The organism is Kribbella sp. NPDC048837, assembly GCF_055586945.1.
Window position 1 is genome coordinate 782,963 of sequence record NZ_JBVJHF010000002.1, and the last position, 17,739, is coordinate 800,701.

18 protein-coding genes are annotated in these 17,739 nt (G+C 69.5%); 8 read left to right on the plus strand and 10 right to left on the minus strand.

All coding sequences use genetic code 11. The features are described from left to right. The first annotated feature begins 100 nt into the window (after nucleotides 1–100). Nucleotides 101–736 (plus strand): hypothetical protein, encoded by a 636-nt coding sequence (locus ACZ6O0_RS11690; protein ID WP_465764794.1) that lies wholly within the window; start codon nucleotides 101–103, stop codon nucleotides 734–736. Here ACZ6O0_RS11690 and ACZ6O0_RS11695 read toward each other — a convergent pair. The 5 genes from ACZ6O0_RS11695 to ACZ6O0_RS11715 form a co-directional block, all read right to left on the minus strand. Beyond that, the gene (locus ACZ6O0_RS11695) at nucleotides 705–1,436 is read right to left on the minus strand and encodes a TSUP family transporter (RefSeq protein ID WP_465764795.1); all 732 of its coding nucleotides are present in this window, start codon (nucleotides 1,434–1,436) and stop codon (nucleotides 705–707) included. The two genes, ACZ6O0_RS11690 and ACZ6O0_RS11695, sit on opposite strands and share 32 nt — an antisense overlap. Nucleotides 1,437–1,461: 25 nt before the next feature. Beyond that, nucleotides 1,462–2,316, minus strand: coding sequence for a non-homologous end joining protein Ku (gene ku, locus ACZ6O0_RS11700; RefSeq protein WP_465764796.1), 855 nt, complete (start codon nucleotides 2,314–2,316; stop codon nucleotides 1,462–1,464). A 39-nt stretch (nucleotides 2,317–2,355) separates the two neighbouring features. After that, nucleotides 2,356–3,219, minus strand: a complete 864-nt coding sequence (locus ACZ6O0_RS11705; protein WP_465764797.1) for a hypothetical protein — start codon at nucleotides 3,217–3,219, stop codon at nucleotides 2,356–2,358. Nucleotides 3,220–3,316: 97 nt separating this feature from the next. Further along, nucleotides 3,317–4,120 (minus strand): sigma-70 family RNA polymerase sigma factor, encoded by an 804-nt coding sequence (locus ACZ6O0_RS11710; RefSeq protein WP_465764798.1) that lies wholly within the window; start codon nucleotides 4,118–4,120, stop codon nucleotides 3,317–3,319. A 389-nt stretch (nucleotides 4,121–4,509) separates the two neighbouring features. After that, nucleotides 4,510–5,766, minus strand: a complete 1,257-nt coding sequence (locus tag ACZ6O0_RS11715) for a hypothetical protein (protein WP_465764799.1) — start codon at nucleotides 5,764–5,766, stop codon at nucleotides 4,510–4,512. A 177-nt stretch (nucleotides 5,767–5,943) separates the two neighbouring features. Between ACZ6O0_RS11715 and ACZ6O0_RS11720 the strand changes: the two genes are divergently transcribed. Next, nucleotides 5,944–6,669, plus strand: coding sequence for an NIPSNAP family protein (locus ACZ6O0_RS11720; protein ID WP_465764800.1), 726 nt, complete (start codon nucleotides 5,944–5,946; stop codon nucleotides 6,667–6,669). Between the two features lie 149 nt (nucleotides 6,670–6,818). Continuing rightward, a complete protein-coding gene (locus tag ACZ6O0_RS11725) occupies nucleotides 6,819–7,766 on the plus strand; it encodes a serine protein kinase RIO (RefSeq protein WP_465764801.1) in 948 nt (315 codons plus the stop codon). Here the strand turns inward: ACZ6O0_RS11725 and ACZ6O0_RS11730 are convergent. Together ACZ6O0_RS11730 and ACZ6O0_RS11735 are read right to left on the minus strand one after the other, a co-directional pair. Then, nucleotides 7,750–8,916, minus strand: coding sequence for a prolyl oligopeptidase family serine peptidase (locus tag ACZ6O0_RS11730; protein WP_465764802.1), 1,167 nt, complete (start codon nucleotides 8,914–8,916; stop codon nucleotides 7,750–7,752). The genes ACZ6O0_RS11725 and ACZ6O0_RS11730 overlap by 17 nt on opposite strands. 75 nt (nucleotides 8,917–8,991) lie before the next feature. Continuing rightward, a complete protein-coding gene (locus ACZ6O0_RS11735; RefSeq protein WP_465764803.1) occupies nucleotides 8,992–10,647 on the minus strand; it encodes an FAD-binding dehydrogenase in 1,656 nt (551 codons plus the stop codon). A 35-nt stretch (nucleotides 10,648–10,682) separates the two neighbouring features. Here ACZ6O0_RS11735 and ACZ6O0_RS11740 point away from each other — a divergent pair, with 35 nt between their 5' ends. Beyond that, nucleotides 10,683–12,581, plus strand: coding sequence for a DUF5107 domain-containing protein (locus tag ACZ6O0_RS11740; RefSeq protein ID WP_465764804.1), 1,899 nt, complete (start codon nucleotides 10,683–10,685; stop codon nucleotides 12,579–12,581). A gap of 136 nt (nucleotides 12,582–12,717) precedes the next feature. Continuing rightward, nucleotides 12,718–13,134, plus strand: a complete 417-nt coding sequence (locus tag ACZ6O0_RS11745) for a DUF3592 domain-containing protein (RefSeq protein WP_465764805.1) — start codon at nucleotides 12,718–12,720, stop codon at nucleotides 13,132–13,134. 61 nt (nucleotides 13,135–13,195) lie between these two features. On the opposite strand, the gene ACZ6O0_RS11750 is transcribed toward ACZ6O0_RS11745, so the two are convergent. Further along, entirely contained in the window at nucleotides 13,196–13,822 is a 627-nt protein-coding gene (locus ACZ6O0_RS11750; protein WP_465764806.1) for a TetR/AcrR family transcriptional regulator, read from the minus strand. A gap of 82 nt (nucleotides 13,823–13,904) precedes the next feature. Here ACZ6O0_RS11750 and ACZ6O0_RS11755 point away from each other — a divergent pair, with 82 nt between their 5' ends. Together ACZ6O0_RS11755 and ACZ6O0_RS11760 are read left to right on the plus strand one after the other, a co-directional pair. Beyond that, a complete protein-coding gene (locus ACZ6O0_RS11755; protein WP_465764807.1) occupies nucleotides 13,905–15,071 on the plus strand; it encodes a phosphatidylinositol-specific phospholipase C1-like protein in 1,167 nt (388 codons plus the stop codon). 7 nt (nucleotides 15,072–15,078) lie between these two features. After that, nucleotides 15,079–15,528, plus strand: a complete 450-nt coding sequence (locus tag ACZ6O0_RS11760) for an OsmC family protein (protein WP_465764808.1) — start codon at nucleotides 15,079–15,081, stop codon at nucleotides 15,526–15,528. A 217-nt stretch (nucleotides 15,529–15,745) separates the two neighbouring features. Here the strand turns inward: ACZ6O0_RS11760 and ACZ6O0_RS11765 are convergent, their stop codons facing one another. Together ACZ6O0_RS11765 and ACZ6O0_RS11770 are read right to left on the minus strand one after the other, a co-directional pair. After that, complete coding sequence (locus ACZ6O0_RS11765; RefSeq protein ID WP_465764809.1) at nucleotides 15,746–15,868, minus strand: hypothetical protein; 123 nt, start codon at nucleotides 15,866–15,868, stop codon at nucleotides 15,746–15,748. 61 nt (nucleotides 15,869–15,929) lie between these two features. After that, nucleotides 15,930–17,084: an FUSC family protein gene (locus tag ACZ6O0_RS11770; RefSeq protein WP_465764810.1), complete on the minus strand. Its 1,155-nt coding sequence runs from the start codon at nucleotides 17,082–17,084 to the stop codon at nucleotides 15,930–15,932. A 66-nt stretch (nucleotides 17,085–17,150) separates the two neighbouring features. Between ACZ6O0_RS11770 and ACZ6O0_RS11775 the strand changes: the two genes are divergently transcribed. After that, nucleotides 17,151–17,654, plus strand: coding sequence for a DUF5709 domain-containing protein (locus tag ACZ6O0_RS11775; protein ID WP_465764811.1), 504 nt, complete (start codon nucleotides 17,151–17,153; stop codon nucleotides 17,652–17,654). Nucleotides 17,655–17,739: the final 85 nt, after the last annotated feature.

A 17,739-nucleotide genomic window follows, 5' to 3' on the forward strand; every position in this document is an offset into this window, starting at 1 on the left:
CGAGGGGTAGTTCGTTCTTCGGGGGTAGGGGGTGCTGTGAGGTGATCGTGGCGACGGTGAGTGAGTTGCGGTGAAGGGTCCTTCCCCGCGGGTGCGGCGGATGGCGATCGCGGCTGGTCTCGGAGTGGGGACCACCGGGGTGCTGGCGGGTGTCCTGCTGCTGGGCCCGCTGGCCGCGGCGATCCTGCTGGCCGTGGTGTTCGCGCTGGTCTGGCCGCTCGCCGCGGTGATCCGGCACGTGTCGGACGAAGTGCCGTACGAGTCGGCGGCGGTGGTCGCGGCGACCGCGGCGGCGGCCGTGTTGTGCCTGCCGGGGCTGGTGCGGTTGCTCGCGTGGGGTGCGCTCGGGCTCGCGGTGGCGCTGGTCTTCGCGGCGGTGTTCGTGCTGATCGACCTCGTCGTACCGGAGCGGCGGCCGCGGACGTCGCGGCACCAGCGGAAGCTCGCGCGGCTGAGCGAGGCGCAGTTCGTCGAGGACGAGCAGTTGATCGCCTCACTGCAGTGCCCGCTCAGCATCGAGGAGCTCTGCGGCGTCTGGACCGAGACCGCGACCCAGTTGGCGCAAGGTGCCGGACCACGGGACCGCCAGGCAGTCGCCGAAGTACGCCGCATCTGCCTGGACGAATTCGAACGCCGCAACCCTGACGGTTTCCACCGCTGGCTCGACGCCGGCGCCCCCGCCAACCCGAGCACCTATCTCCTCCCTATGCCAGGAGAAGGCCCCACACCCCTTTGACCAAGGTGGACACGCCACCGATCAAGGCCAGGGACAGAACGAGCAGGCGAGCCCGTGGCTCGGAGACCCGGCCGGCCAACGTCCTGCCGACGACGGCGCCGACGGTCAGCCCGGCGACCGCGACGACCCACGTGCCAGTGCTGAGGCTGGGCAGCCCGTTGGTGGCGATGGAGAACGCGTTGACGACGACGCCGTAGAAGAGTGCGTTCGGAACGAACTCGTGGATCGTCCAGCCCGCGTTGACGGCGTACAGGGAGACCGGCGGTCCGCCGAGACCAGCGGAAGCGTTCATGAATCCGCCGGCCGCGCCCGCTCCGAGTGCACCCCTGGTTCCGTTGAGTGCGGGGACGCGGAGGCCGCGCAGGATCAGGAGTACGGCGAGTGTCACCAGGGCGCCCATGGTGGCGAGGAGCACCGGCTCGGGCAGGTGGTCGGAGAACCAGGTGCCGAGTGGCACGGTGCAGGCGGACGCGAGGATCAGCGGAACCATCGCCTTCAGCCGGACCCGGCGCCAGCCGCTGGTCAGCCCGGCCAGGCAGATGACGCCGGCGGCGCAGTTGGCGAGCGCGACGCCGTCGCCCGGGCCGAGCAGCAGGACCAGCGCGGGCACGGCGACCAGCGCGAACCCCATCCCCGTCAGCCATTGAACCGAGGCCCCGAGAAGTACCGCGCCGCCGAGGAGAAGCTCGCCCGTGTGCACGAGCGGCGACTCTAGGCGGTAAAGCTCAGGCGGCCTTCTTCCGGGTCGTGGACTTCTTCTTGGCGGTCTTCTTCGTCGCGCGGGAAGGGCGGGAGGTGCGGGACTTGCGGGCGGAATCGACGCTCGCGCGGAGGGCGGCGACGAGGTCGGTGGGGGTGGTGGCCTCCGGCTCCTCCTCGGTGAAGACGACCTCCTTGCCCTTGCGTTTGGTGTCGACGAGCTTCTGCACGCGCTGGGTGTAGGTGTCCTTGTAGGCGGCCGGCTTCCACTCGCCGCTCATCGCCTCGATCAGGTCGACCGCCATCGAGAGCTGCTTGCCGCCGGTCGACTTCCGGGGGAGATCGCCGACCTCCTTCTCCGGATCGCGGATCTCGTCGGCGAAGAACATCGTCTCCAGCACCAGAACCTTGCCGTCGGCCCGGATCGTGGCCAGGTACTCCTTGCCCCGCATCACGAACTTCGCGATCCCGGCCCGGTTCGTCTTCGCCAGCGCATCCCGCAGCAGGGCGTACGACGACGCGTTCTCCGCGTCCTTCGGGCCCAGGTAGTAGCTCTTCTGGAAGTGCATCGGGTCGATCTCGTCCAGGTCGACGAAGGTGTCGATCTCCAGCGAGCGGGACTTGCCGGGAGCGATGTTGTCCAGCTCCTCCGGCTCGACGATCACGTACTCGCCGCTGCCCACGTCGTGGCCCTTGACGATCTTGTCGTAGTCGACCTCGCGGCCGGTCCGTTCGTTCACCCGCTTGTAGCGGATCCGGTCCGACGTGCCCTTCTGGAACTGGTGGAAGTCGAGTTCGTGCTCCTTCGTCGCGCTGTACAGCCCGACCGGCACTGTGACCAGCCCGAAGGTGATGTATCCACTCCAGATCGACCGTGCCATCGCCGGCTCCTCTCCGTGTCGCCAGAGCCGGTACCCAGGTCAGAGGCGGTTGTAGCGCTTTCGGGCCTCGCGGCTTTCCTTCTGGGCGTCGCGGGCGGTTCTGCGGGCGTCGTCCAGTTGGGCGCCGAGGCGGCGTACCAGCTCCTGGGCGTCGGCGAGGGCCTCGCGGGCCTCGTCGAGCTGGGTGTCGAGGTCCTCGACCTTCGCCTCGGCCTCCTGCGCCGCGGTAACCGCGTCCTCGAAGGCCTTCTTCGCCTTCGCCTTCCGGGCGGTCTCGCGCTCCTCTTCCTCGCGTTCTGCCGCCTCGCGCTTCTTGCGTGCGGCCGCCGTCTCCTCCTCGGCGTCCACCTGGGCCTTGCGGCGGTCCCGGGCGGCTTGGCGGCGTTCGTCGGTGAGCGGGGTGACGTTGGAGGGTTCACCGTTCTCGTCGACGACGCCGAAGCCGACGTGCCGCAGCGCGCTGCTCAACCGGCCTTCACGGACGGCGTCACCCGCGGCCGGATCGATCAGCGCGGCATCGAGCGTCTCGCGCAGCTTCTGCCCGACGTCGGCGCTGACCTTCTGGCCTTCCTCGTCGGCCAGCCGGGTGGCCTCCTTGGCCAGCTTGTCCAGCATCTGGTGGCGTTTCGGCGTCAGCTCCCGCAACCGGTCGCCGTCGAGATCGGCGGTCGCCTCGCGGAACTCGTCGCCGAGCGCGAGCAGGTCGTCCAGCTCGTCCGGCAGGTTGCGGGCCAGCAGGTTCGTCACCCAGGCGGCGACGGTCGGCTTGCGCATCGCCTTCAGGCGGGTCGATCCGACCTGGTCGCCGTCCGCCTTCAGCTGCTTCGCCAGCTCGTTGCGAGTAGCAATGAAGTCGGCCGCCGGCGACGCGTAGAGCGCATCCGCCGCCTCCTCGAAGTCCACCCTGCCGACGGTACCGTACCGACGAGCGGGTAGTACCGGCCTCAGATCGCCGCCGGACTTCTTCTCCCAGCGGTGTTGGTCGAGTGGGGCGGGACCACTACCCGTTGTTCGGTACGCCGTCCGGCGCGGCCAGGTCGGCGCGGAGGCGGTCCAGGATGCCGCGGAGCAGCCGGGAGACCTGCATCTGGCTGACGCCGAGCTCCTGGCCGATCTCCTCCTGGGTGAACCCGTTGCGGAAGCGCAGCTCGAGGATGCGCTTGTCCCGGTCGCCGAGGCTCGCGACCGCGGGCGTCAGGGTGTGCACGTTCTCGACCAGGTCGTAGCCGTCCTCGCTGTCGGCGACGGTCTCGAGCAGGCTGGTGCCGCCCTCGACCGAGCCGGGCGCGTCCAGGGACAGCGTGTTGAAGCAGCCGCGCACCGAGCTGGCCTCGGCGATCTCGGCGGCGTCCGTCCCGAGGGCCGCCGCGGTCTCGGCGTCGGTGGGAACGTGGCCGAGGCGCTGGATCAGCTCGGGCTCCGCCGCGGCGATACTGCCCTGGACCTCCTGGACCCGGCGCGGTGGCCGCACGGTCCAGGCACAGTCGCGGAAGTACCGCTTCAGCTCGCCTCTGATCGTCGGGACGGCGTACGACAGGAAGGCTGTGGACGCGTTGATCCGGTAGCCGTTCGCGGCCTTGACCAGGCCGAGGTAGGCGACCTGTTCGAGGTCGTCGGCGTCGACACCTTTGCTGCGGTAGCGCGACGCGATCGACCGGGCTACCGGAGCGTTCAGGATGACCACCTCGTCCAGTAGTTCCTGGTGGCGCGGATCCGGTGTGCCGTCGGCTTCGAGCAGGAGTTCATGGGTCTCGTCGGCAATGCGCTGTTTGGAGGCGTCAGCGCTGACAGCTGCGATCGTCACGGGAGAAACCTCGTCGTGTCGTCGTGCAGGTCGGTGGCATCACGGCTGAACCACTTGTCTCCACCAGATCAAACTCGGCCGCCGCTTTCAAGTACCCAGCTGTTACAGGTGTTTGAAACGTGCGCGCGGGTGGCGAGTCGGCGAAGCGTCTGCTTCGACGTCGCCAGGATCGGCTCAGACACCGATCCTGGCGGCGCTTCCAGCGGTACCGGCCGTTGCCGGGCGACCGGCTGCGGCCCGGTGGCCGCCGCCGGTCCCGTGGCCGGTGCTCCTCCCAGGAGATGCGTCCGGTAGGAGCGAACCCGGTCCCGCTGCCCCAACGGTGGCTGAGTCCGACCGGGTTGCTTGTCCTGCGCGAGAGGCGCAGAAGGACAGTCGAGCGATGGAGGTCAGTTGGCGTCCGGGGCGACGAGGGTCGGCAACTGCTGGTCGAACATCGCGGCGAACTGGACGCTCGGCAGGATATGGCCTTGATCGGGCGCGCCGTCGACGACCGAGACGGCCCATTCGGCCGTCCGGAACCGCTGCAGCGGCGTGCCGTGATGGATGGGGGCGGTGAACCCGCAGTCGCCGACGTTGTAGAACGTCTGCTGGTCGGTCAGGGTCCGCGCCGCGTTCAGTGCCTCGCCCCGCGAGTGGACGGTGAAGTACGTGCCGAGCGCGTCGGCCATCAGCTCGAGCCGGCGGCTCTGCTCCGCACCTGCCGGCAGATCACTGACCGTGAGGCCCTTGGCGTACTGGATCTGGTGGCCGTACTCGTGCGCGAGAATGGCCCGCGGCGCCACCTTGTCGTCGAGCCCGATCGCAGCGGTGCCCTGCAGGACGCCGTCGCCGATGAGGATCTTCTTCGTCGGCAGGCTGCCGAGCGGCTCCGGCTCCTGCGCGGGGTCGAAGGCGAACGCATTGAAGGTGAAGAACGGGTTCCTGCCGTTCTGCAGCGCCGGGGTCGAGGCGATCAGTTGGTGAACGAGCTGGGCAAGCGCCCGGGCGAACTCGGGGGACGGGTAGATCTTCGTGTAGACCTGTGCCATCCGGTCGACGCTCGAGAAGATGTCACTCTTCATCGGGACCAGTTCGATGCGCGAGCCGTCGATGTCCCAGAAGCGGCGCAGATCCTTCATCTCGCTCGTGAGGGGCTGGGTGTACGAGCCGTCGACGCCGAATTGGTTCGACCGGTTCTCCGCGCCGAAGAAGAGTGCCTCGTACGTCGGCAGATCGAAACCGTGGAAGAGGACAAGGACGGCCAGAATAATGGGGTCCACCCCCTTGAGCTGTCCGAGCAGCCAGTCATTCAACGGAGTGGAACCGCACTGGTAGTCACCGGGGTTGATGACCGAGTTGACGATGTCGGAGTAGGCGGTCGAAGCCTGGTGCCGAAGCGGTGCGGTCGCTGCGTCGAGCTGGGTGTCGATGTCGGCCGGCAACTGAGCGACGAGCGCGGTGATCCGATCCTTGGCGTCCGCGGGCAAGTTGCTCCGGGCCAGAGCAGCCGCGACCTTCGCCTGGACACTCTGGTCGGCGGTAGCGGTCGCCGTTCGCGCCGCCGGCGCCGCGACCGTCTCCGCCTGCGCGGTGACCGCGGAGCCCGTCACGCCGATCGAGGCGACGGCGAGTGCGGCGAGCACCCTGGTGCCGAATCTGTTCATCTGCCGTTGCCCTTCTCGCGGCTCGGCGCACCTGATAGCGCCGTCGGGATCTCCCGAGTGTGCGAGGGATCGCAGCCGTCACGTAAGTACTTCGGCTGTCGTGAACCGGCAATGCGGGTTTCGGTCAGCTGTGAACACTGACAGCGGTTGTCAGGTATAGCTGCTTCACTACGATTCATGGACGAGTGCTGCGCCGTGGTCGACCTGCGCCAATACACGCTGCATCCCGGGCAGCGCGACACCCTGATCGACGTCTTCGACGAGCATTTCGTCGAAGGACAGGAAGCGGCCGGCATGCACATCGCCGGCCAGTTCCGCGACCTCGACGACCCGGACCGCTTCGTCTGGATCCGCGGCTTCACCGACCTGCCGGCCAGGGCCGACGCGCTGAACGCCTTCTACTACGGACCGATCTGGCGCGAGCACGCGGCGACCGCCAACAAGACGATGATCGACTCCGACAATGCGCTCCTGCTCAAGCCGGTGTGGCTGGGCGCTGACTATCCCCGCCTGGATTCACCCCGCCCACCGCGAGGTACGGCGGAAGTCCCGGGCTCCGTCGTCGCCGGAGCCGTGTACCACCGCGGTTCGCCCGACGACGGCTTCGTCGAGTACTTCACCGATCACGTGGTCCCCGCGTTGACGGGCACCGGTGCCGAGCCGGTCGCGGTCTTCGAGACCTTGGTTGCCGAGAACAACTTTCCGGCGTTGCCGCTGCGGGACGAAGTCGTCCTCGCGTGGTTCGCCCGCTTCGACGACGACGCGGCGTACGACGACCATCGCCGGCGGCTCGCGGCCTCCGCGGTGTGGCAGCGGCAGGTGCTGCCCGAGCTCGTCTGCCGAACGGTGGCGCCGGCCCAGGAGTTGCGGCTGCGGCCGACCGGACGTTCCCAGCTGCGTTAAATGGTTTGCGCGCCCCGCGGCGGGCGTGCATCCTGGTTCGACCGAGCGGCGACGAGCGCTGCCTGGACCTAAGGAGGGCTGACGGATGGCCATCACTGTGCTGCGGCATGTCCGCGTCAGTCTCACCTCACCGTTCAGGAGCACTCCAGATGTCTTCAGACGTCTTCCGTACAGCGTCTAGTTCTTCGCACGACCTTTCCGGCAACCTCACCGACTTCGACTCCCGCTGGGCGGACTTCACCAGCGACGAGTCCCAACCAGATCCAGCCGACGCGTTCGTCTTCCACTTCCAGGAAGTGGACGAGACGCTCGGGCCGGATCAGCGGTGGTCCACCTGGCTGGACGTCGAGCGCGGTTCTCGCGGCCCGGATCCACGACCCGACTGGGTCGTGACGGAACAGGCTGCGATCGACACCGAGCTCGGCGTCCTCAAAACCGGCAAGGAAGCCGACGTCTTCCTGGTCGAGCGGGCCGTCGAAGCCATCGGCGACAACCCCGCGCGTTCCTCCCTGCTGGCCGCGAAGCGGTACCGCACCGAGGAACACCGGTCCTTCCACCGCAGTACGTCGTACGTCGAAGGCCGGCGCACCCGGAACAGCCGGGACAGCCGCGCCATGCAGAAGAAGACCGCGCACGGCCGCAGTGTCGCCGCCGGGCACTGGGCCTACGCCGAGTGGGACGCGTTGTGCCGGCTGTGGAAGGCCGGGGTCCCGGTGCCGTACCCGGTCCAGGTGGACGGCACCGAGTTGCTGATGGAGTTCATCGACGACGGCGAGGGCGGGGCCGCGCCACGGCTCGCCCAGGTCCGGCCGTCGAAGGAGTTGCTCGGTCAGTACTTCGAGCAACTGCGCGACGGGATGCGCGAGTTGGCCCGGGCGGGGTTGGCCCACGGCGACCTGTCGCCGTACAACGTCCTCGCCCAGGGGGACCGGATCGTGATGATCGACCTCCCGCAGGTGGTCGACATCGTCGGCAACCCGAAGGGCATGGACTTCCTGCTGCGGGACTGCCACAACATGGCGACCTGGTTCACCAACCGCGGGCTGGAGATCGACGAACAGGAACTGTTCGCCGACCTGCTCACGATGGTGTTCTGATCGCCTCCCGCAGCAGCGGAACGAGGGGTGTCAGCCGGTCGGGGTAGGCGTCGACGAGGCCGTCGACGTGGTTGCCTGCCTCGACCCGCTGGTACGTGTGCAGGCCGGTGTCGCGGGCCATCGCGGCGTACACGTCGGAGTCCTGGGTGATCGGGAGCAGGCTGTCGTAGGTCCCGTGGATGGTGACGAGCGGCTTGCCGATCTTCCCGGTCAGCGCGATCCGCTTGATCGCCTGGTGGGCCTCCGGCCGGTGCGCGTAGTCGTAGCCGGCCTCGGTGCCGGTGTACGTCGGGTCGAGCTCGGCGGCGTAGATCCGCTGGGTCAGCTTCCAGTAGACCGCGTAGTGATAGTCCCACAGGAAGTCCGACCGGGGATCGAAGCCGGCGCCGGTGATGAGCTCCGGAGAATGTTGCTCATAGCCCCTGATCGCGGGCGGCAGGAACGTGAACAGGTTGGGCCCTTGCACGGTCCAGAGCGTTCCTTCGAGGTCGACCCCGCGGGTGTAGAGCTCAGGGTGGTTCTCGAGTTGCCAACGGACCAGGTAGCCGCCGTTCGAGATGCCGGCGGCAACCACCTCACGGGCCGGGCGGCCGTAGTACTGCGCGATCGTGGCCCTCGCGGCCCGGGTCAGCTGCGTCGTACGGACGTTCCACTCGACGATCGCGTCGCCGGGACGCAGGCCGTCGGTGTAGAACTGTGCGCCGGTGTTGCCCTTGTCGGTCCCGGCGTACGCATAGCCCAGGGAGAGCACGTAGTCCGAGATCGCCTTGTCGTTCGCGTACTGCGCTCGCACACCGGGCGACCCGGAGACGACCAGGCCCCCGTTCCACCGCCGCGGCAGCCGGATCACGAACTGGGAGTCGTGGTTCCAGCCGTGGTTGGTGTTCGTGCGCGAGTTGTCCGGGAAGTAGCCGTCGATCTGGATCCCCGGCACCCCTGACGGCGACGGCAGACCGGCGTGGGTGAGACCCGCGTAGTCGGCCGGGTTGGTGCGACCGGAGGCCACGGTCCCGGCCGTGGTCAGATCGTCCAGGTGTGCGACCTCTTGGTACTCGGCACCGGGGACGCGGACCAGTCGATGGGCGTCGGCCGGCACGGTCACACCCGTGAGCAGCAGGACGGCGGAGAACAGAGCGAGGAGGCGGCGCATGGCGTCACGCTAGGAGTCGCCTCGTTCGCCAGACAGAGGATCGGAGCACACAACCCGGCGCGGTCTGATGTCCCCTTAGGACACCGCCTTGGCGGCCGCGCGACCCGCCGTCCGGCCGGTGAAGAGGCAGCCTCCGACGAAGGTGCCTTCGAGTGAGCGGTAGCCGTGGATGCCTCCGCCGCCGAAGCCGGCGACCTCACCGGCCGCGTAGACCCCGGGCAGCGGCGTACCGTCGGCGCGCAGCACGCGGGAGTCCAGGTCGGTCTGGAGACCGCCGAGGGACTTGCGGGTGAGGATGTTCAGCCGGACGGCGATCAGCGGGCCGGCCTTGGGATCGAGGATGCGGTGCGGTGACGCGACCCGGATCAGCTTGTCACCGCGGTAGTTCCGGGCGCCGCGCAGCGCGGTGATCTGCAGGTCCTTGGTGAACGTGTTGGTGATCTCGCGGTCGCGGGCGACGATCTGGCGTTCGAGGTCGTCCAGGTCGATCAGCTTGTCGCCGGTCAGGTCGTTCATCCCGCGGACCAGGTCGGGCAGGTTGGCGCGGACGATGAAGTCGGCGCCCTTGTCCATGAAGGCCTGCACCGGTGCGGTCGCCCCGCCCCGGGCGCGGCCGAGCACACCCTTGATGTCCTTGCCGGTCAGGTCCGGGTTCTGCTCCGAGCCGGAGAGGGCGAACTCCTTCTCGATGATCTTCTGGGTGAGCACGAACCAGGTGTAGTCGTACCCGGTGCGCATGATGTGCTCGAGCGTGCCGAGAGTGTCGAAGCCGGGGAACAGCGGCACCGGCAGTCGCTTGCCGGTGGCATCGAACCAGAGCGACGACGGGCCGGGAAGGATCCGGATGCCGTGCATCGGCCAGATCGGGTTCCAGTTCTGGATGCCTTCGGTGTAGTGCCACATCCGGTCGCGGTTCACGTACCGGCCGCCGGCCTGCTCGGTGATCGCGAGCATCCGGCCGTCCACATGCGCCGGGACGCCGGAGATCATCCGCTTCGGCGGCTGCCCCATCCGCTCCGGCCACTGCGCGCGGACCAGGTCGTGATTGCCGCCGATGCCGCCCGACGTGACGATCACGGCCTGCGCGGTCAGGCTGAAGTCCCCGACCTCGACACGTGAACTCGACACCCCGCGCGCGACCGTGGACGGCTCCAGCACCTTGCCCGACACGCCGTCGACCACTCCGCCGGTGACGGTCAGCTCGTCCACGCGGTGCCGGAAGCGGAACTCGACGAGACCCTTCGCGACCGCCTCCCGGACCCGCCGCTCGAACGGCGCGACCAGGCCCGGCCCGGTGCCCCAGGTGATGTGGAAGCGCGGGACCGAGTTGCCGTGACCGTCGGCGTTGTAGCCACCCCGCTCGGCCCAGCCGACGACCGGGAAGAACCGCACTCCCTGGTCATGCAGCCACGGACGCTTCTCGCCGGCCGCGAAGTCGACGTACGCCTCGGCCCACTGCCGGGCCCACTTGTCCTCGTCGTCCAGCCGGTCGAACCCGGCCGAGCCGAGCCAGTCCTGCAGCGCGAGGTCGTGCGAGTCCTTGATCCCCATCCGGCGCTGCTCCGGGGAGTCGACGAACAGCAGCCCGCCGAACGACCAGAACGCCTGGCCGCCGAGTGAGGCCTCGGGTTCCTGGTCGAGCAGCAGTACCTTCCGGCCCGCGTCGGCCAGCTCGGCGGTCGCGGCCAGCCCGGCCAACCCCGCCCCGACCACGATCACATCGGCGTCCATGGCTCAATGTATAGCGCAATTGAAAGGATGAGGATGTGACGATCCTTTCCGCAGCTGAGCTTGTCCTGCCCGCCGCCTCCCTCGGACCGGAGAACCCCCTCGCCCCGCTCCGCACCCAGCAGGAACTCCACCAGGTGCAGAACCTCTCCTCGCTCCCGCAAGACCTGCAAGAGAACATCCAGTACGGGCGTCTGCACAGCACGCTGCCGTGCCTCAACCAGGACGGCTACGACCGCTCGCCGGCCGACACCGCCTTCCCTGCCCTGGTCCTGGAGAACGACCACCTGCGCGCAACCGTCCTACCCAGCCTCGGTGGCCGGCTCTACTCGCTCGTCCACAAGGCCGGCGGGCGAGAGCTTCTCTACCGCAATCCCGTCTTCCAGCCGGCCAACCTTGCCCTGCGCAACGCGTGGTTCGCCGGCGGCGTCGAATGGAACGTCGGCAGCACCGGCCACTGGACCGGCACCTGCGCCCCGATGCACGCCGCCCGCGTCGAAGGCCCGGACGGTACGCCGGTCCTCCGGCTCTGGGAGCTCGAACGGACCCGGAACCTCGTTACCCAACTCGACTTCTGGCTGCCGGCCGACTCGGACTTCCTGTACGTCGGGATCCGCCTGCAGAACCCGTCCGACGCCGAGGTCCCGGCGTACTGGTGGTCGAACATCGCGATCGAGCAGTCGCCGGAGACGCGGGTGCTCGTGCCGGCGGACCAGGCCTGGCGGTTCGGATACGCCCCGGATCGGCCCGACGCGACCGGCCGGTGGCTCGACCTGGTCGGCGTCCCCGAGTTTGACGGCATCGACCTGACCTACCCGATGCGGCATCCGCGGGCGGTCGACTTCTTCTTCGAGCCGCGGGCCGGCGAGCGGCCGTGGATCGCGTCGGTGGACGCGTCCGGCCAGGGGCTGGCGCAGGCGTCGACCGAGCGGTTGCGGGGGCGGAAGCTGTTCGTCTGGGGTGAGCGAGCCGGCGGCCGGCGCTGGCAGGAGTGGCTGGCACCGGGGCTCGAGGGCCACGGCTACGCGGAGATCCAGGCCGGGTTGGCGCGGACGCAGCTGGAGCACTTGAAGTTGCCTGCAGCAACCTCTTGGCACTGGCTGGAAGCCTACGGCCGGATGTCGGCGGATCCCGCGGCCGCGCACGCGGAGGACTGGCAGGTCGCCCGTCGCGCGGGTGCCTCGGCGCTGCGTCCGGTGCTCGACGGCTTGGCGGCGCGGGAGCGGGAGTGGCTCGCGGTGGCGGATGCCGCGCCGGTCGAGCGGCTGGCGGTCGGGTCGGGCTGGGGTGCGTTGGAGATGGCGCGGACAGGATGGACGGTGTCGCCCGGTACGCCGTTCGCCGACGACACGATGACCTCCCGGGAGCGCGCGTGGTTGCCCTTGCTGGACGGGCGGTTGCCCGCGGATGACGGCGTACCCGATGGGACGTTGGTGGCGTGGCGGGAGTTGCTGGAGGAGGCCGGGGACAACTGGCTGGTCTGGTATCACCGGGGCGTCGCGCGGTACTACGCCGGTGACGTGGAGGGTGCGGTCGACGCGTGGCTGCGGTCCGGCGACAACCCGTGGGCGCTGCGGAACCTCGGGTTCGTGACCGGCGACCTGTCGTACTACGAACGCGCCGTCGAGCTCCGGCCCGACCTTGTGCCGCTGGTCGCGGAAGCCGTCGCCGCCGCCTTGGACACGGACGTCGTACGAGCCGAGCGCATGCTCGAACATGCTCCGGACGATCCGCGGATCCGGTTGCTGCGTGTCCGGCATGCATTGCAGACCGGCGATCCACAGGTCGCTCACGAACTGCTGGCCGAAGGCATTCAGCTCGCGACTGTCCGCGAGGGCGCGAACCCGCTCACGGACTACTGGCAGGCCGCCGAGGAAGCCCTCGGGACCAACCGGCCGGTGCCGCCGCGGTACCAGTTCGGCATGGGCGGAAACTGACTCGGCGAAATCTTTGTCCTGACCTGGAACCGACTGGTCGCCGGCGGCGTCTCACCGGTGTGCGGCAAGGGCCGCGCAAGGCAGTTCGACTACGACGACCGCGCTGCTCGCGGGCGGCGCGTCGGGGGTGAGTGCCATGTTGACGATCGTTGTGCTCGGTGGGTTCGGCCTGGTGCTGCTGGTCACGGCCTGCATCGCGGCAGACGTGATCGGCGGTCTCCGCCGGAACGAAACCCCGTCGGGTACGGAGGAGAAGACCGCGGGACAGGTGATCCGGGTGCGTGGCCCGGTCCGCGGTCAGCTGGACAACGGGGCCCCGGCCGAATACACCGAGGTCACCGTCGAGTACTGCACCCGCCGGGGTGAGGGACCGTTCGAGGTCGCCCGCAAGTTCCCGGCCGGGAGCCGGATGACCTACGCCAAGGGTGACCGGGTCATCGTCAGCTACGACGTCCGGACGCCCCGCCGGGCCCGCATCGCCGGCCGGGTCAGCCACTGGCCGCAGCTGGGGCCGCGGTCCGGACAGTCCGCGGACCGGGTCCCACAGCCCTAGAGCTGACTCCGGCCATCCCTCGCCCTCGGGGCGGGGGCCTTTCGTTTTTCCGCACCTGCCGTCAGGACGGCAGGTGCGGGGCCAGCAGGTTGTAGAGCACCGGACGCCCTTGCGAGAGCACGAAGTCGGCTTCTGCCGCCGGCAGCCGGTCGGCCAGGTGCGCCAGGGATTCCCCCATCGCGATGCTCAGCGTGACCGCCAGGCGGAACTCGCGGGTGTCGTCGGCGCCGAAGCGCGCCGCCAGCAGTTCGGCGAACTCGCCGGCGTGCTGGTCGTCGAACTCGCCGGGCTGGGTCTCCAGGTCCGGGTCGCCCAGGCCACTCAGCACCACCGCGCGGAAACCCGGATCGGTGCGATGCATCTCCCGGAACGTGTCGAGGGTGACGTCGACGGCCGCGCGCCAGCTGGACACGGACGCGAGCCGCTCGCGGACCGCGTCGGAGTAGCGGGCCTGGTTGCGGCGTTCGATCGCCTGGATCAGGCTCCGCTTGTCCGGGAAGTACCGGTACACGCTGCCGACCGCGATCTCGGCCCGCTTCGCGATCCCGCTCGTCGACGCGGCGTCGTACCCGCGCTCGACCACCTCGGCGCAGGCCGCGTCCAGGATCCGCTCGACCTGCCGGCTGGCCCGGTCCTGCGTGGGCGTCCGGCGGAGCGGATACGCGCCCGAAGTCACCATGTCGCTCATTGTCCATCCTCTGGGGGGACAACGTTGGCACCTTACTGTGACAGATTGCCGTCAATCGCTGTCCACAGGAGGGGAACTCTTCATGCGCATCAGCAGAACGGTGGTCGCCGGCCTGGCCTCCGCCGCGGTCGCCGCCTCCGGCCTCGCCGCCTCCGACCTCGCCGGTACGGCGCTCACCGGCCGGCACGACCCGCCGCCCGCGGGGGCGGGTCTGCGACTCAACCAGATGCAGGTGGTCGGATCGCACAACTCCTACCACCGCGAGCTGAGCCCGAACGAGCAGAAGGTCCAGCTGCAGAACAACCCGGGCTCGGTCGACCTCTGGTACTCGCACGCCCCGATCGACCAGCAGCTGGAGGACCAGAACGTCCGGTCCCTCGAGCTCGACCTCTTCCCGGACCCGCAGGGCGGGCTGTACACCTACCCGCTGATCCGGAAGCTGACCGGCCAGGGTCCGCTGACCGACCCGGCGATGGCCCAGCCCGGGATCAAGGTCATGCACATCCCGGACTTCGACTACAACAGCAACTGCGACACCTTCGTGCTCTGCCTGCGGCAGGTGAAGACCTGGTCCGACGCGCACCCGAACCACGTGCCGATCGCGATCAACCTCGAACTCAAGCAGTCCGACCCGAACGTGGTCGCCGCCGGTGGCGTGAAGGCCCCGCCGTGGGACGCCGCGAACCTGGACAGCGTCGACGCGGAGATCCGCTCGGTGTTCACCGAGAAGGAGCTCCTCACGCCGGACGACGTCCGCAAGCCGGGACTGACGCTGGAGCAGTCGGTGCTGACCAAGGGCTGGCCGAAACTGAGCAGTGTCCACGGCCAGGTGATGTTCTACTTCGACAACGGCGGTCCCGGTGAGATCCGCGACCTCTACAGCGCCGGCAAGCCGAACCTGGAGGGCCGGGCGGTCTTCACCCGCGGTCCCGAGGGTGCGCCGGACGCCGCGGTCACCGAGGTCAACGACCCGCGGGGCGCGAACCAGGCCGAGATCCAGCGGCTGGTGAAGAAGGGCTACCTGGTCCGGACCCGGTCGGACGAGCCGATGGCGACGATCCGCGACAAGGACTACACGCGGCTCGGGATCGCGCTGGCCAGCGGGGCGCAGTGGGTGACCACGGACTTCCCGGTCGCCGGGATGGCCGCCCGCTACGACAGCGACTTCGTCGCCAAGCTGCCCGGGCACACTCCCGTACGATCGAATCCCGTCACCGCAACCACGCGGACGGCCGTCCCGGAAAGGTGAGCCGAACATGTCGGAGCACATGGTCGACATCAGTTGGAGCCGTGGTGAGCACGAGTTCGCCTACGACACCTACAACCGTGACCACGAGTGGCGCTTCGACGGCGGGATCAGCGTGCCGGGCTCGGCCAACCCGAAGTACCTGGGCAACCCGGGCCCGGTCGACCCGGAGGAGGCGTTCGTGGCGGCGCTGTCGTCCTGCCACATGCTCACCTTCCTGGCGATCGCGGCCCGCAAGCGGCTCGTCGTCGACGCGTACGACGACCACGCGGTCGGGGTGATGGCACCGAACGAGGCGGGCCGGCTCGCGATCACGCAGGTGACGCTGAACCCGAAGATCGTCTGGGGCGGCCCGGAGCCGGACGCCTCGACGCTGGAGCGGATGCACCACCTGGCCCACCAGGAGTGCTTCATCGCCAACTCGGTCACCACCGAGATCACCGTGGCCCTCGGCAACTGAAAAAACCACCCGCCGGTCCGGCCTGAGCCTCGCGCAAGCGGCGTCAGGACGGCCGGCGGGTGGTTTGCGGTGCACCTCTGTGGCGGTGCACCAGACGGATCCGGCGGCGCCTCGCACTGGGCGCCTCTGCGTTCGTGTGCGACATCCGTGCGGTCTGGCTCGGTGGGCAAGACCGTCCGGGTGCGCCGCCGGGATCCGTTCGTCCGGTTCGCGCCAGCTACTGCTCGGCGGCGGCGTCGCTCCGGTCGTCCGTGGTCGGGGTCGTGTCGATGGCCAGCAGGTCCTCGAGCCGGCGAACCTGCTCGGTGGCCATCGAGGTCATCAGTCGGTGGATCGTCATGCCGGTGAGACGCACCCGGACCCGGCCTATGACGGGAATCCGGCAGAACTTTTGATGTGACCTACTTCTCATCCAGCCCGTCGGGGCGGAGCGGGACCAGGTCGCGGGCCTCGTCGTACGTCGTCCCGGTCAGTTCGAGCAGGTCGACCACGGTGGACCGGATCTGGCCGAGGACGACGATCGCCGACAGGCCGGCCGGCAGCGGCATCATCGCCGTCCGGCGGCCGAGCTCGCCCAGCACGCGGTGGGCGGCGACATCGGCGGCGGGTTCGAACAACGACTCGCCGATCAGCCGGGTGCCGTCGGCGAGACGGTCGAGCAGGATCGGGTACTCGTCGGGCATCGCCTCGTCGCGCCAGACCGACACGGCGCAGCGGCGTACCAGGACGCGGATGTTCCGGATCGCGCGGTCCAGCGGTACGACGAGGTCGGCGATCTCCTGGACCCGGCCACGGTGCCGGCGCCGGAACGGCGACAGCCGGACCACCGCGACCCCCTCGTCGGCCGCGCTGCGCAGTTCGTCCAGCAGTGACTCGCTGGCGCGGGCCCGGCGCAGCGCGTCGGTGACCGCCTCCTCGTTGCGGGCCCGGAGGCCGTCGGCGGTCTCGACCAGAATCTCGGCCAGCTCGGTCAGGACCCCGTTGGCCTGCTGCCGGGGACGGCGGATCGCCGTGACCGGGGCGATCGTGGCGGCGGCCAGCGCGACCAGGCCGCCGATCGCCGCGTCCTGCCAGCGGCTGAAGGCCGCGTTCGGGTTCGGGAGCAGAGTGGTGACGATCGCGGCCTGGACGCCGGCCTGGGTGCTCATCAGCGTGCCGGCGCCGAGCAGGACGGCGAGGCTCATCGCGAGGGCGATGACCAGCACGAGCTGGATGACACCGGTGCCGAAGACGCGGACGAACAGGTCGCCGACGAGGACGCCGACGGCGACGCCGGCCATCACCTCGACGACCCGGCGCAGCCGCTGGCCGAAGCTGAACCCGAGGCAGACCATCGCCGCGACCGGCGCGAAGAACGGCTGCCGGTGGCCGACGACGTACCGGGCCAGGGCCCACGCCAGCCCCGCGGCGAGCGCGCACTGGGCGATGAAGAAGAACCGGCTCTGCCAGCGCTCCACCCGGCGGCGGATCGAGGCACGCGAACGGCGGGCCGCCTGCGGTGCGATGTCGTCACGCAGTTCCCGCAACTGGTCCAACGTCAACCTGACCGGATCCACGCGCCCCATTGTGATGCACGTGCGCTCCGGCTTGCTTCGGCGGCGCCCGAAGGTCAGGGTTGGGCCATGACCGAGAACAACCGTGAGGACTACGGCAGCTACAGCGTCGACGACGAGGACCAGCTGCAGGCCGAGGACACCCTGAACGACCGCGGCGTCGACGATCTGCTCGACGAGGGGTACTCGCCGCCGGAGAAGTGGTCCGCGGGCGAAGGATTCGGTACGACGGCCGAGGAGGCGCTGGAGGGGGAGACGCTGGACCAGCGGATCGCCCAGGAGGAGCCGGACGTCGACCCGTACGCCGAGGACGGCGAAGACGTCGGCGGCCCGGAGATCGGGGTCGTGCGCTCCGGCCGGCTGGTCGCACCCGACGAGGGCGCCCACAGCGACGACGATGACGAACTGGTCGCGCAGGACGTCGGCTTCGACGGCGCCGCCGCGTCCGCCGAGGAGGCGGCCGTGCACGTGGTCGACGACGACGAGAACTTCGAGCTCGAGGACGACGACGAGGAAGACCTCGACTCCTACGAGAACGTCGACCTCGGCGACGTCGGCGACCCGGAGGACTGACCAATGACCCCGCCCACCCGCCTGCGGCGGGTGGACGGGGTAGTAGCAAGCTGCAGCTCGGCGCGGCGGCGGCCCGGGAGACGAC